General features: G+C 41.3%; 12 protein-coding genes. 7 read left to right on the top strand and 5 right to left on the bottom strand.

Translation table 11 applies throughout. The features are described 5' to 3' along the window. Positions 1 to 89: 89 nt before the first annotated feature. Complete coding sequence (locus V7K25_RS08765; protein WP_335157000.1) at positions 90 to 359, bottom strand: DUF2171 domain-containing protein; 270 nt, start codon at positions 357 to 359, stop codon at positions 90 to 92. Between the two features lie 807 nt (positions 360 to 1,166). On the opposite strand from V7K25_RS08765, the gene V7K25_RS08760 reads away from it, so the two are divergent. After that, positions 1,167 to 2,147 (top strand): aldo/keto reductase, encoded by a 981-nt coding sequence (locus V7K25_RS08760; RefSeq protein WP_335156998.1) that lies wholly within the window; start codon positions 1,167 to 1,169, stop codon positions 2,145 to 2,147. A gap of 239 nt (positions 2,148 to 2,386) precedes the next feature. Here the strand turns inward: V7K25_RS08760 and V7K25_RS08755 are convergent, their stop codons facing one another. Further along, entirely contained in the window at positions 2,387 to 4,642 is a 2,256-nt protein-coding gene (locus V7K25_RS08755; protein WP_335156996.1) for a beta strand repeat-containing protein, read from the bottom strand. Between the two features lie 999 nt (positions 4,643 to 5,641). On the opposite strand from V7K25_RS08755, the gene V7K25_RS08750 reads away from it, so the two are divergent. The 4 genes from V7K25_RS08750 to V7K25_RS08735 all read left to right on the top strand — a co-directional run bounded on the left by V7K25_RS08750 (position 5,642) and on the right by V7K25_RS08735 (position 9,875). Beyond that, entirely contained in the window at positions 5,642 to 6,517 is an 876-nt protein-coding gene (locus tag V7K25_RS08750) for an inositol monophosphatase family protein (protein WP_335156995.1), read from the top strand. Between the two features lie 23 nt (positions 6,518 to 6,540). Beyond that, on the top strand, positions 6,541 to 7,521 hold the full coding sequence (locus V7K25_RS08745) for a 2-dehydropantoate 2-reductase (RefSeq protein ID WP_335156993.1): 981 nt from the start codon (positions 6,541 to 6,543) through the stop codon (positions 7,519 to 7,521). 142 nt (positions 7,522 to 7,663) lie between these two features. Further along, on the top strand, positions 7,664 to 9,148 hold the full coding sequence (locus V7K25_RS08740) for an ABC transporter permease subunit (RefSeq protein ID WP_335156991.1): 1,485 nt from the start codon (positions 7,664 to 7,666) through the stop codon (positions 9,146 to 9,148). Then, positions 9,141 to 9,875, top strand: coding sequence for an amino acid ABC transporter ATP-binding protein (locus V7K25_RS08735; RefSeq protein ID WP_335156989.1), 735 nt, complete (start codon positions 9,141 to 9,143; stop codon positions 9,873 to 9,875). Before V7K25_RS08740 ends, V7K25_RS08735 begins: the two co-directional genes overlap by 8 nt. Here V7K25_RS08735 and V7K25_RS08730 read toward each other — a convergent pair. After that, entirely contained in the window at positions 9,872 to 10,360 is a 489-nt protein-coding gene (locus V7K25_RS08730; protein ID WP_335156987.1) for an NUDIX domain-containing protein, read from the bottom strand. The two genes, V7K25_RS08735 and V7K25_RS08730, sit on opposite strands and share 4 nt — an antisense overlap. A 62-nt stretch (positions 10,361 to 10,422) precedes the next feature. On the opposite strand from V7K25_RS08730, the gene V7K25_RS08725 reads away from it, so the two are divergent. Beyond that, positions 10,423 to 11,043, top strand: a complete 621-nt coding sequence (locus tag V7K25_RS08725) for an NADPH-dependent FMN reductase (protein ID WP_335156985.1) — start codon at positions 10,423 to 10,425, stop codon at positions 11,041 to 11,043. Positions 11,044 to 11,257: 214 nt separating this feature from the next. Here V7K25_RS08725 and V7K25_RS08720 read toward each other — a convergent pair whose 3' ends face one another. Both V7K25_RS08720 and V7K25_RS08715 read right to left on the bottom strand, forming a co-directional pair. Then, on the bottom strand, positions 11,258 to 12,223 hold the full coding sequence (locus V7K25_RS08720; RefSeq protein WP_335156983.1) for an acetamidase/formamidase family protein: 966 nt from the start codon (positions 12,221 to 12,223) through the stop codon (positions 11,258 to 11,260). Between the two features lie 23 nt (positions 12,224 to 12,246). Further along, on the bottom strand, positions 12,247 to 12,867 hold the full coding sequence (locus tag V7K25_RS08715; protein ID WP_335156981.1) for a hypothetical protein: 621 nt from the start codon (positions 12,865 to 12,867) through the stop codon (positions 12,247 to 12,249). Positions 12,868 to 13,018: 151 nt separating this feature from the next. Between V7K25_RS08715 and V7K25_RS08710 the strand changes: the two genes are divergently transcribed. Further along, the gene (locus tag V7K25_RS08710) at positions 13,019 to 14,251 is read left to right on the top strand and encodes a DUF4336 domain-containing protein (RefSeq protein WP_335156979.1); all 1,233 of its coding nucleotides are present in this window, start codon (positions 13,019 to 13,021) and stop codon (positions 14,249 to 14,251) included. The last annotated feature ends 27 nt before the right edge of the window (positions 14,252 to 14,278 follow it).

The raw sequence follows: 14,278 nt of genomic DNA, 5'->3' as shown, positions 1-14,278 counted from the left end.
GGACAGAAGATACTGATTCTGGATGCTAGATATGCAAGCGCTGCCTTGGTAAAAGATGTGCAGCGCTATCCACTCAACAACTAACAATTTTAAACCCCAGCAGGCTGCTCATTGAGCAATTCTTGTATCACTTCATCCACCGTCTTTTTCAGATAAACGGCTCGTTCATCTACTGCCCTTACCCAGTCAATAGGAAACCAGTGGTGTTGTCTATCAGGAGCATTATTCTTTATCAATTTGATGTACTTGCCTCCCTCCACGGAGTCGATATTCCCAATATGTGTGTCAGATGCCCCTGATAAACCGCCAGGGCCTTCTGCATAAACTGGCAAATGTTCTTTAATTTGTGATACGTCCATTTTGTACCTCTTGATTGAATTGGTAAAAAGTTAAACCTAAATTCTACTGAGTAGTTTTGTTTGTAAGCAGATAGGTTTTTATTTAATTACACTAGAGGATAAGCTGTATTCTTGATGATGTGCTTCATTCTACAGACAGATGGTATTGTACCGAAATCAGTAATTTAATTTGGGTGAAAAGCTTTTAAGGGCTAATGCTTCAAGTGAAAATCAAACCGCTTCGCAAAGTCATTAGTCATTAATCAAAAATAGTATTTCTGAAAATACTAAAGTCTGTCTAAGTTTGAACTGCTCAACAAGCCTAATCGCTTTCACAAAAGCGATCGCCTACCTGTTGTATCATCTGCTCGATCTGAGTTTTGTCAGTCACATCATAAGGTACAGCCAGAACCTCTCCACCTCGTTGTTCTAGTTCAGTACGCGATCGCTCTCTTGAGGTGACAGCATTTGATCGAATAATCGATTTATTTGGCGCTGCATAATTTCTGCTTCTCTAAAGGGTTGCCAACGAATTAAAGGCATTTTGCTTTCCTCAATTTACTTAATTTGATTCAATCTTAAAAACCTGGTTTCTGCGTACTAAAAAAGAAATAGTCTTTATGCAATTATTTCTATCTAATGGTTTGAATCTCTGTGAAGAAGTACTGCATTTTTAGATACAAATGAAATTATAAAGAAAACCAAAAATAACTAAATTGGTCAAAATCCTACTAAAGAGCTAAGACAAATTCCTGTAATTTAGGTAACATGTCGTTATTTGTTTTAATACTGATGTTCATATAAGACTTAATAGCTGGGAGATTTTCAATGAAAACTAGAAAGTTAGGCAAACAAGGACTGGAAGTTTCACAACTGGGACTTGGTTGCATGGGAATGTCAGAGTTTTACAGTGGTCGTGATGAATCTGAAGCGATCGCCACTATCCATCGGGCTTTGGATCTGGGAGTGAATTTTCTCGATACTGCTGATATGTATGGGCCCTTCACTAATGAGCAATTAGTCGGTAGAGCAATTAAGGATCGTCGAGAGCAAGTAGTATTAGCAACCAAGTTTGGCAATGTTCGTACTGAAGAAGGTGGTTGGAAAGGAGTTAATGGCAGCCCTGAATATGTCCAGACAGCTTGTGATGCTTCACTTAAACGTTTGGGAGTAGAGGTTATTGACCTGTACTATCAACATCGAGTTGATCCAAACGTGCCAATCGAAGATACTGTAGGGGCAATGGCTCAGTTAGTACAGGCTGGTAAAGTGCGCTATTTAGGGCTGTCGGAAGCTGCCCCGGCGACAATTCGACGGGCTGCGGCAGTTCATCCAATTACCGCGCTACAAACAGAGTATTCCTTGTGGAGCCGCGATCCAGAAGATGAAATTTTACCTACTGTACGAGAACTAGGAATTGGTTTTGTTGCTTACAGCCCTCTTGGTCGTGGGTTTTTATCGGGAGCCATCACCCGTCCTGAAGACCTTGCAGCAGATGATTTCCGGAGAAATCATCCCCGGTTTCAGGGCGATAATTTCGATAAAAACCTGCAATTAGTTGCAAAAGTCAAGGAAATCGCTGATGAAAAGCAAGTTACACCTAGCCAACTTGCTTTGGCATGGCTACTGGCTCAAGGTGAAGATATTGTACCGATTCCTGGTACAAAGCGGCGCACTTATTTAGAAGAAAACATTGCAGCAACTGAGATTGTTCTAACTACAGATGACCTCAGTCGGATTGAAACAATAGCAGTAAAGGGGATTACCGCAGGCGATCGCTATCCTGATATGAGTACTGTTAATCGCTAAGTAAGATCCAAAAAATAAGTAGGTAGGCGTAATTAAACATAACTCTTGTGGGGTGGGTCGAAAAGCCCGCCCAGCTTATGCAATTTAAATGTGTAACAGCTTAGTTGTTCCATCAAACCTGATCTCTACAAGAATTGCGATCGCTCGCCAAAATTACTTGCATTGAGTAATCGAATGCGAGATGCTAAAAATAACACCTCGCAAACCGTACCGCTTGGATATCAAAGCGCTAATAAAGATTAAACAACCACAAAATTGTTTTTGCTTACTGACAATCCAGCAGATAATTGTGCAAATTTTACCTGAGTAAACCCAGAGGCACTACCATCTTGGTCAAAGAACAATCCACCTGTAGCACTGTTGTAGATAAATCGCTGAGTGTTAGTGGTTGCAGATGTTCCGATGGTAAACTGATTTGCTTTAAGTGAACCTGATGATAACCCGCCACCAAAGCCAGCAGCCGATACCTGAATAAATTCATTAGGTGCGTTGAGGTACAAGCCATTAATACTATCAACACCTTCATTGAAACTATTGAAAGCACAGGTAGTAGTACCAGATCCTCCATAGACGCTGACGCTGAGGCTATCATTACCTTCGCCACCGTAAAGGATGCTATTACCTGAAAAGCTAGCAATCAAGGTATCGTTCCCCGCACCGCCAATAATCGTATTATTGCCACCACTGCCACCGTTCAATGTATCGTTACCATTGTTCCCTACAATCAAGTCATCGTAAAATGTACCTGAGATATCTAATCGTTCGATATTCTTGTAACTAACTCGATTCGTACCGCTCGTAATTGATCCAATGTTAGTAGTGGCATTGAATGTCGTTGTGACTCCTTCGGTATAATCCGTGTAACTGACGGATAACACATCGTCACCTTTACCCCCATTTATCGTATCATTGCCACCATTGCCGCCGTTCAAGGTATCGTTGCCATTGCTGCCTACAATCAAGTCATCGTATTGTGTACCAAAGATATTTAATCGTTCGATATTCTTGTAACTAACTCCATTCGTGTCCGCCGTAATTGAGCCAATGTTAGTAGTGGCATTGAATGTCGAAGTGATTCCTTTGGTACTACTGGAATTTGCATAGAGTAATAACAAATCGTCACCCTTACCCCCATCTATCGTATCATTGCCAACACCTGGGGAGAGCGTATCATTGCCATTGCTGCCCACAATCAAGTCATCGTATTGTGTACCAAAGATATTTAATCGTTCGATATTCTTGTAACTAGCTCCATCCGTGCCGCTCGTAATTGAGCCAATGTTACTAGTGGCGTTGAATGTCGAAGTGATTCCTTTGGTAGCATTCCTGTAATCGACGGACAAGAAATCGTCACCCTTACCCCCATCTATGGTATCGTTGCCACGGCTATCATGGAACTCCCCTGGGGAGAGCGTATCATTGCCATTGCTTCCCACAATGAAGTCATCGTATTCTGTACCTGAGATATTTAATCGTTCGATATTCTTGTAACTAACTCCACTGGTGCCGGCCGTAATTGAGCCAATGTTAGTAGTGGCATTGAATGTCGAAGTGATTCCTTTGGTAGCATAGCTGTAATCGACGGACAAGAAATCGTCACCCTTACCCCCATCTATCGTATCGTTGCCACCACTGCCTGTGGAGAGCGTATCGTTGCCATTGCTCCCCACAATCAAGTCATCGTAGTTTGTACCTGAGATATTTAATCGTTCGATATTCTTGTAAATAACTCGATTCGTAGCCCTGGTAATTGATCCAATGTTAGTAGTAGGATTGAATGTTGTTGTGATTCCTCCGTTAGCAGAGATGTAATCGCCAGACAACAAATCATCACCAATACCTCCATCTACTGTTTGAGTCACTAAAGAAGAGGGGGCAACATATTCATAGTTGTTGCCTAGATAGAAAGAGTCATTGCCATCGCCCCCAGAGAGCAGATTATTGCCTTCTGCATTGTTAACATACAAGCGATCATCACCAGTACCACCGTTGAGAGTGTTATTGCCTATTGTATAACTAGCATCCAATCCATCATTACCAGCGCCACCGTTGAGCGTGTTATTGCCAGAGCCATAATATCTGTCAAAACTTCCACTGTAATCGAATAACCCAGAAACGGAGAGTCCATCGTTACCAGCGCCACCAGAGAGGAAATTATTTCCTGTTGAAAATCCAACAGACAAGTTATCATCACCAGCATCACCAATGAGTCTGTTATTGCCTGTTGAATAACTAGCATTCAAGTTATCATTACCAGCGCCACCGTTGAGGGTGTTATTGCCTATGATTGGATTACCAAATGAAATTGAGCCTCGGTAAACGCTGTAGTCACCAAAAGCAAGTAGAAAATCGTTTCCATCGCCACCACAAAGTAGGTTATCGCCTTGTGAATTGTTAACATTCAAATTATCATCCCCAGCACCACCAACCAGGGAGTTATCTCCAGCACCGCCAATGAGCGTGTCATTACCCTTGGTTCCAATGATATTTGCCATAATCTTTTACTACTTGAATCAATTTTTTCAGTAACTTCAGTTGTCAATCTTGAGCCTAGTGCTGTTTTCGGGCATAAAAATTCGCCGAAATTTGACGTTTTCGGCATATTTTATATTTCAAGAGTGAGGAACAGTAATATAGTAATATTCCTCAAAGACTCACCTTATGAAAAGGCTTTTCGGTCGCATTTATCTAACTATCAAAGGACAACAACACTTTTAATCGCTATACAAATTCATGAGCGCGTGCATTTAGTTAAACACATAGTTTCAGACTTTTTTCACTCATATTTAATCAACCATGAAAGCTGAAAAAATCTCGAAAAACCAAGATGGATGTCTAAAATTCACACTTTACAATTTGTTTTTTGTCAATGGGTAATTACTACTACTGTGAAAATAGGGAAGAGTTCACTCTTGATAGGCAAAAATAATTTTATACCCTCGTTGTGGGCTATTGCCCGTGACTATCTAGCCTGAAAATAGAGAACATCTAAATCACTTTGTACTAACTATATATAGGACTCATATTTGATTATTGAAATATACGTAGGGTGCGTTACGCCAAAGGCTAACGCACCGCCCAAAGGTTAGGTGCGTTAGGCTACGCCATAACACACCCTACTTACTACTTAGATTTTTTCAGAAATCAAATCATAGTCCTATACTACCGAATTTATTTAAATATCTTTACTTAAAGGCACATCTTTGCATATTCTTCACATTATTCACCGTTCAATGTACGTATAAGTACTTTTGGTTATGTATTGCTGAACGGTTACGCTTTTTTAGGCGATCGCTAACCCGAAATCAACAACAGCCAAAGTCTTTCAATCTGAAAACTAAACCTTTAAGGATTGTGCAGTTAACCAGACACACAGATTAGAGTAATATAGCAACGGTGGTATCATTACATCAAAATGATACCGTAATTTTGTCTAGATATAGAATTCTATCGCCCTGTCAACGGTAGATGATTTCTGAAAGGAGTTTGCTGCAATGTCCACAACACCTACTACTCGACTGATTTTAGAGACTTTACTCCCCCATCTGAAAGTAGCAGCAGCCTATGCCCGTTTTCTGCAACCAAAAATTGCTGCACTTCCCGCCAAAGAACAAGGAAATAACTTTTTTAGTGCTGCACTTACTGATGCAGATGTGGCTATTCAAAATCTGGTAGAAGTAGTACTACTGGGCACTTTTCCAGATATTCGCTTTTATGGTGAAGAGTATGAAAGTTCTAACAACACTAAGTATTTTCGCGCTAACGACCTCGGTTCAGAAGGTGATTATTTAGTCACACTCGACCCAATCGATGGTACGAAGTTTTACATGGATGGACATTCTAATTACCAAATTATTCTCAGTATTCTAAATTCGGATGACTTTGAAGCAGTAATTGCTATTTCCCCTGCCCAAAATGTTTATTTTTATGCTCTCCGAGGTGAAGGTGCTTTTAAAGGGACGCTAGAGATGAGTTTAGAAGCCTGTGCGCCGTTACACATAACATCCGCCAAACCTGCTATTTTGTTGGGATGGGGAATGAATGCGATCGCAGATTTACTAAAAGATCGATATAAAGTCATCGATATAGCGACTGATTACTCTAGTGATATTGAAATTCCCAGTCTCAATGGTATTCTCAGTGGCGATTTAAGTGGAGCAGTCATCAAATCGGGTAAATTTCTTGATAGTGCTGGACTCGCTTTTATTGCGAAAGAGGCTGACTGGATTGTAACTACTCTGGATGGTTCGACTTTACCACCATTGCATACTTGTGAAAACTATAGTATGCCTGGATTGATAATAGCTGCCTCAAAATCTGTTCATCAAGACTTACTGAAAGCGATGCAAAGCTTCAAAAGTGCTGAGTAAGAAATAATGAGTAATTTGACAAAATGAAAATCTGTATTGTTGGCGCGGGTGCGATTGGTGGATATTTAGGGGCGAAATTGGCACTAGCAGGTGAAGAGGTGACGCTAATCGCTCGTGGTTCTCATTTGGAGGCAATTAAAAAAAATGGGCTGAAGTTGCTTATGGCAGATGGTTCTGGCCAAATTGCTACTCCGGCTTTGGCAACTAGTGATATTCAAGAAGCGGGGCCACAAGATGTAGTAATTTTAACTGTGAAGGCTCACAGTGTACCCGCGATCGCACCTTTTCTCCCTGCACTCTACAACCCTGATACAATGGTGGTCACAGCCCAAAATGGCGTTCCTTGGTGGTACTTTCGCAAGTATGGTGGTGAGTATGAAGGTACGCGAATTCAATCTGTTGATCCAGATGGGATTATTGAAGCTAGTATTGGTGCTGACCGCGCTATCGGTTGTGTTGTTTACCCGGCAACTGAGATAATTGAACCAGGTGTGATTAAACATATTGAAGGCGATCGCTTTACTCTTGGTGAAATCGACGGCACTAAAACAGAACGCATTCAATTATTAGCACAGACTTTAAAACAGGCAGGATTCAAAGCACCAATCCGCAATCAAATTCGCACGGAAATTTGGATCAAGTTGTGGGGAAATGTGGCATTTAATCCAATCAGTGCCTTAACTGGTGCTACTCTAGAGGATATTTGCCGCTATCCCCTCACCCGTGAACTAGCGCGGCAAATGATGACAGAAACTCAAGCGATCGCAGAAAATTTAGGTATAAAGTTTGGCATCACTTTAGAACAGCGAATTAATGGAGCAGAAAATGTCGGTGCCCATAAAACCTCAATGCTACAAGATATTGAAGCCGGACGCCCCACCGAGATAGATGCTATTGTTTGTGCAGTCGCAGAATTGGGAAAACTTACTCAAATTCCCACACCTTATATTGATGCTATTTATGCCAGCGTCAAGTTGTTGGAGGCGACCAAAGTAAGAATTTAACAGTCGCTAATTACAACATTTAATTATTCTCTGCGTACCTCTGCGCCTACCTCCGCGCCCCTTTGCGTTTAAATTTCAACCCTCAATTCCCCACGATTTTACGCGTTTAAGGTGCAGAATTTAAATTATATAATTATCAATTATGAAGAAAAAGAAATTATGGCTATCAACGATACTAGTTGTAGCAGTAGTAATCAGCATTATCGGACATAGTAATTCTCTAAAAGCTGCTTCATCTTTAGGGAAAGACACGCTGACAATGATTACTTCCCCAGATTATCCTCCTTATGAGTTTTATGATACGAAAGGAGGCGATCGCCAAATCGTTGGCTTTGATATAGATATTGCCAAGACCCTTGCTGAAAAACTAGGGTTTAAACTTCAAATAATGGAATCCGATTTTAATGGATTAATTCCTGCACTCCAAGCAAATCGGGCTGACTTTGTAATGGCTGGGATGACTCCGACTCCAGAACGTCAGAAAAATATTGGCTTTTCAATTATTTATTACAAAGCCAAAGATACTATTGTCGCTCCTAAAGGTAGCAACCTGAAGCAGCCCCAAGATTTATCAGGAAAAAAGGTTGGGGTACAACTAGGAACGATACAAGAACAAAATGCCCAGAAAATTGCTCAAAAAGTTGTGGGTATTCAGCTAAAGCAACTCAACAGAGTGCCGGAAGTAGTTCAGGAAATCAAATCTGGACGAATTGATGCAGCAATTGTTGAGGATACTGTTGCTAAGGGATTTGCCCAAGCTAACCCAGATTTAGAATTTAATACTATTCCTTCAGAGCAGGCAAGTGGATCGGCGATCGCTTTTCCCAAGGGTTCTTCTTTTGTAGAACCGTTTAACAAAGTTCTTCAACAAATGAAGGACGATGGCACATTGAATAAACTTGTCGCCAAGTGGTTTTCACAAAACATCACCGCTAATTCTGAATCTTCAACTCCTGCCAAAGGCGGATTAAATCTCGACTTTACCAGAATTATTCCAGACATTCCCTTTATTCTTCGGGGAATCCCTTTAACTTTGTTGTTTACCCTATTATCTGTATCCTTGGGGTTAATTTGGGGAACAATCCTGTCTCTATTAAAAATTATCGGCATCAAGCCGCTTACCTGGGTTGCTAACGCCTACACCTCTGTTTTTCGAGGCACACCTTTGTTATTACAGTTGGCATTGGTTTACTATGCAACACCCCAACTTACAGGCTATGACATTTCTGCATTGCAGGCAGGGGTGCTAACTTTTACCCTGAATTCTGGCGCTTATATGTCGGAAACCATCAGGGGTGGAATTCAGGCGGTGGATAAAGGGCAAAGTGAAGCGGCGATGTCTATGGGTGTTCCCTATTGGTTGATGATGTGGGATGTGATTTTACCGCAAGCATTGAAGAATATCCTCCCCGCATTGGTAAATGAAACTATCGGATTGCTCAAAGATTCCGCACTAGTGTCAACAATTGGGGTAGTGGAAATATTACGCAGCGCCCAAATCGTTGGTGCAAATAAGTATATTTATTTTGAACCACTGCTATTTGCAGGGTTAATCTACTATGTTTTAGTAATGGGTATGACCTTGGGTGCATCTGCTTTAGAAAGGAGGTTACGGGAAAGTGAATAATGTAGTAATACGCACAGAATTCTTATGTAAATCCTTTGGTAAACTCGACGTACTTAAAGATATTTCTACTGAGTTTTATCAGGGCGAAGTAGTTGCTATATTAGGCCCTTCTGGTTCAGGTAAGTCTACCTTTCTGCGATGCATAAACTTACTAGAACAACCCACCAGAGGCAGAATCTACTTTCACGAGCAAGAAATTACCAAGCCTAAAACAAACATTGCTAAGGTGCGCCAGCAGTTGGTGATGGTATTTCAGCATTTTAATTTGTTTCCCCACATGAATGTGCTGCAAAATGTCACCTATGCACCCATAAAAGTGAAAGGAATTAACAAGCAAAAAGCACAAGAACATGGCTTAGAATTGCTTGCTAAGGTAGGTTTAGAGTCAAAAGTGTCTGTGTACCCATCTAAACTATCGGGGGGACAAAAACAGCGAGTAGCGATCGCTCGGGCATTAGCAATGGAACCAGAGATGATTTTGTTTGATGAACCCACCTCTGCATTAGATCCAGAAATGGTTAAGGATGTGCTGGAAGTGATGAAAGCTTTAGCGCTATCTGGAATGACAATGGCGATCGTTACTCATGAAATGGGGTTTGCCAGAGAAGTTGCCAATCGGATTATGTTCCTCGACCAGGGCATTTTAGCAGAAGATGCTACTCCTGACGAGTTTTTTCAAAATCCTCAGTGCGATCGCGCCAAGCAGTTTTTGGAGAAAATGCTTTAAAACAACTGAAATTCGCCGCTTTTTTTGTATTCTTGAAACTTTTCTAAAACAGGGCGATCGTTTGACGTTAACGCAGGTAAATCTGCCAAATCGAAAAATTCCAGTGCTAACGATTCTCCATCTAGGCAAGCAAGACTGCCTTCCCATTCAACAGCTCGCAAAATCAAATTGAAGGTTTGGACGCGATCGCCGTTAGGATAAGTTACAGTTTCAAAGGCTGGGTTAGAAGAAAACCCCACAGCTATAAAATGCTTAACCGTTAAACCAGTTTCTTCAAAAACCTCTCGTGCTGAACATTCTTCGGCAGATTCACCTACTTCTGGATAGCCACCAGGTAGCCCCCAAAGTTTAAAATCACTTCGTTTTTGCAACAGAACGCGCCCCAAATTATCCTCGATAATCACGTATACGCTAAATAATAGAAGTAGGCGATCGCCTACAAGTTGTCGTAACTTACCGAGATAAGAATCTGACCAATTCGCCATAACGAGAAAGTTTGTAAAGAAAATCTAAAGGTAGCAAATAGCGATCGCCTGAAAACAGGATAATGCAGCTGAACAGGTTAATTATTCCCATTCAACCTACAATTATGGCATCTACACCTAAAATCCTTGCCTTTGCAGGCAGTACCCGGATTGAGTCTTACAACAAAAAATTGGTAAAAATCGCGGCGGCTGGCGCTCAAGCAGCAGGCGCAGAAGTAACTTATATAGACCTCCGCGATTTGCCTCTACCTCTGTATGATGAAGATTTGGAAGCTCAAGAAGGACTACCAGCCAACGCCCGCACTTTCAAAGATTTGCTGATTTCTCATCAAGGATTGCTGATTGCTTCGCCGGAATATAACAGTTCACTTACAGCAGTTTTGAAGAATGCCATTGACTGGGCATCCCGTCCAGCCCCAAATGAAGCGCCGTTGGCTGCTTTTGCAGGTAAGGTTGCTACTATTATGAGCGCTTCTCCAGGCGCTCTTGGTGGTTTGCGGGGTTTGGTTCACTTGCGCTCTATTTTGGGAAACATCAAAGTTTTGGTACTTCCCGACCAAATAGCAGTAACCAAAGCTTACGAAGCTTTTAATGGTGATGGCACATTAAAAGATGCTAAACAGCAAGAATCTGTTCAGCAGTTAGGCGCTGGTTTAACAAAGATATTGCTGAAGCTCAACTAAATTTTTCAGGTGTTCAGTAAATAGCGAACACCTATCATTAAATACAGATTTTGGGGTATGAAAGCGTGACTACTACCTCCTGTTACCTTCAACCTCGACCTAGTGATAGTAGCAGTTTCTATATCAGGATCTTACGTCTTTACAAGCTTCCCGATCAACAAGATTTCCGACTTATTAAATCAATCGGAAATCTGGGCATTTCAATTCTCACAAATTATAAATTAATATTCTTAGACAAAATTGATTTTGGTAGCATTCCATGCACACCTTTGTGGGGACTGTTGACAACTTGAGTGATATGAAAATTCACAGCTAAACTACACAATACATAAGCATCTTCTGGCGACAAATTTACAAAGCGTTCCAGAAAATCAATCATATTTTTTAAAGCCAGTTCTAAAGCTTCATCTAAGGTTTGAGCAAAGCCCATTGTGATGATATGAGTTGGAGTTTCGGCAATTGGTGTTGTCAGTTGTAAATCCTTGCGAAGTTTGAGGGTAATTCTACCGTTCATAGAAGTTTCAATGGCGGTGACATTCACTTCGCCATCTCCTTGTGCGGAATGCCCATCACCAATAGAAAATAATGCACCTGGTACAAAAATCGGTAAAAATAAACGAGAACCAGCTTGCAGTTCCCGATTGTCGATATTACCGCCGTAAGAACCTGGTGGGACAGAAGTTCGAGAGGTTTCTGGGGTAGCGACACCAAGAATTCCAAAAAATGGTTTGAGGGGAATTTTTATACCAGTACCCGCCGGAAATTCCGCGATATTGTTTGCTAAATCTAGAGGAATGAATCTCAACGCAGGTTGAGGAAACTGATGTGGTAAAGCTCCCCAACCTGTACGAATGGCATTGAAGCCGATGGGTAAACTAGGTGCGATCGCATCTAATTGTACTTCTAAAACATCCCCTGGTTCGGCATCGCGTACATAAATTGGCCCTGTAAGTAAATGCGGCCCCCCAGCAATTTTGCGTTCTGGTAAAAGATTTTGGCAGATGTCGAGAAATTCTGGTGTGACAAATTCAGGTGGTGCTTTGTCATAAACGTAGTAACCAGTGTAAGTTTCCACATCAACCGTATCGCCAGAATCAATAATGAGCGCTGGTTCTAGTAGATGGGAAAAACCACCTAAATGCACAGTTTTTTTTGAAGCTTTTAAAATGTAAAGAGTCACGTCGCTTTGCTCCAATTAAAAATTTAAAATTCAGATGAAAGGATGCCTAATAATACTCGTACCAAATCTTCTAAACCTTCAGGAACACGATAAATTTTAATATCTTCTGTAATTAGCTTCTGTTGTCTATTGAGTGTACCAAATTTCCAGTCATCTCCATTAGTAACTGCACCAAATAAAATTGATGATTGCTCGTCTATAGACTGATCTAGAGCTATTAATTCTACTGCTAGCTGTGTAAACCCTCTTCTGATATCTGATTGTTTTGCTTCAATTACTAATAGAGAGTTAGATTTATGTAAGTAATAATCCAAAGTCCCTTTGAGCTTTTCATCCACATGAATTGGATACTCACTATATAGTTGAGCTTTTGTATGATCGCAGATTTCAGCAAGGATAGGAGCAATCATAAATTCTCTGATTGATATCTCAGCCGTTGGGTTAAAAAGCTTTATATTGCGCTGTAAGTAATTTCGCAAAAATTCTAAATAGCTAATATCAGCAAAGTATCTTGGTAATTCTAGCTCTGTACGAGCATAGCTGTACTCAAACTCAGCTACTACATCTATTGTTGGGTTAGGTAACAAAAAGTATTGACTAAAGGTGTAACTTTGCTCAGGTTTTAAAATTCTATATTTGCTCATGATTTTTATCGTTTATAAAATACACCGGAGATATTACGAATTACAATTAGGAATTAATAATTGATCTGATTATCTCAATAATTTGCTAAACTCCAACTTTAGGGATAGCAAATAAGAAAAATTTGAGCAGGGAATTTGGAGGGGTTGCAGAGTGGCTGATGATGAACGCATAGTCAATGCACAACAGATAGATCCAAAAGACTTTTCATGGGGATTATGGCCTGTTGTGCCACTCTACCCTTATGGCAGGCGGCAGACAATCCGTAAAGAAGTGGTCAAAGACACAATCTGGAATTTTGACCAGATTCAGGGAATTTTCTACGTTGTTGTGCCGATTCGCATGACTGTTGTTAAGCTCGAAGCCGGGGGTCTTCTCATCTATGCACCTGTTGCACCAACCCCAGAGTGCATCCGGCTTGTGAATCAGTTGGTGGCGGAACACGGTAGTGTTAAGTACATTATCCTGCCAACTATCTCCGGCATAGAACATAAGGTATTCGTCGGCCCCTTCGCCAGATACTTTCCGACTGCACAGGTTTTTGTAGCTCCTCATCAGTGGAGTTTCCCCCTAAATCTCCCCCTTAGCTGGCTTGGTTTACCGCCGAAACGAACTCAAGTACTCCCAGAAGATAATAGCAAAACACCCTTTGCTGACGAGTTTGATTATGCAATGCTGGGGCCCATCGAGCTTGGCCCTGGTCGGTTTGCAGAAGTTGCTTTTTTCCACAAGCGATCGCATACTCTTTTAGTAACAGATTCTGTGCTTTCTATCCCAGAAGATCCACCTGCGATCGCACTTTTAGATCCATATCCCTTACTATTCCATGCCAAGGATCATGCTTCTGATATTGTTGCAGACATTCAGGCAAATCGCCGTAAGGGATGGGGGCGCATCTCGTTGTTTGCTTTGTACTTTCAACCAAACGCACTAAATATCCGCCAATGGAGTCAGGTGTTGCAAGATGCCTTGAAAGCACCAGAACGCTCAAAGAAAGCTTATTTTGGATTGTATCCCTTTAAATGGCATCCAGATTGGCAGCGATCGTTTAATGCTCTGCGAGGTGATGGGCGTTTGTTTGTCGCGCCAATTTTACAGACGCTGATTCTCAACCGCGCACCGAAAGAAACTATCGATTGGGCTGATAAAGTTGCAAGTTGGGACTTCGAGTGGATTATTCCCTGCCACTTTGATTCACCGATTAAAGCCCAAGCCTACCAGTTTCGCCAAGCTTTCTCTTTTTTAGAAAAGCAGCCTGCTGTCAGTGCGGGTTTGTTCAGCAGTAGTAGCTATCCCTTACCAGAGGAGGATTTTAAACTACTTAAGGAAATCGATGCAGGTTTAAATAAGTTTGGGATTGTGCCAGCAGCAAAGGAGAAAGTGTAGGAGAAACAATAATAATCCACGCTTTGG

The organism is Nostoc sp. (assembly GCF_036919495.1).
GTDB lineage: Bacteria > Cyanobacteriota > Cyanobacteriia > Cyanobacteriales > Nostocaceae > Nostoc.
The sequence above is the reverse complement of the archived record's forward strand: the minus strand, read 5'-3'. Positions and strand labels throughout refer to the sequence as shown.